Source organism: Lysobacter antibioticus HS124 (genome assembly GCF_000336385.2).
In the GTDB taxonomy this organism is placed as follows: Bacteria; Pseudomonadota; Gammaproteobacteria; order Xanthomonadales; family Xanthomonadaceae; genus Lysobacter; species Lysobacter firmicutimachus.
Genome location: NZ_HG424597.1, coordinates 1 through 371, shown reverse-complemented (window position 1 = coordinate 371; position 371 = coordinate 1). Strand labels below are relative to the sequence as shown.

1 protein-coding gene is annotated in these 371 nt (G+C 66.8%); it reads left to right on the top strand.

All coding sequences use genetic code 11. The annotated features are described in order from the left end of the window. Positions 1 to 371, top strand: a 371-nt coding sequence (locus TX83_RS20990) for an OmpA family protein (protein WP_141233615.1), incomplete at both ends; no start/stop codon positions are given.

Sequence of the window (371 nt, the reverse complement as noted above, 5' to 3'; positions counted from 1 at the left end):
CCGGAGCCGGTGGCTGCGGTGGCTCCGGCTCCGGTCGTGGAGCCGGGCTGCGCCGACAAGGACGACGACGGCGACGGCGTGAACAACTGCGACGACAAGTGCCCGGGTTCGCAGGCTGGTCAGACCATCGGTCCGGACGGCTGCCCGGTGCCGGTCACCATCGACCTGAAGGGCGTGAACTTCGACTTCGACAAGTCGACCCTGCGTCCGGACGCGGTGGCGATCCTCAACGAGGCCGTCGAGATCCTGAAGCGCTACCCCGACCTGAAGGTGGAAGTGGCCGGCCACACCGACCTGTGCGGTAAGGACGACTACAACCAGAAGCTGTCGGAGCGTCGCGCCAAGGCCGCTTACGACTACCTGACCAGCAA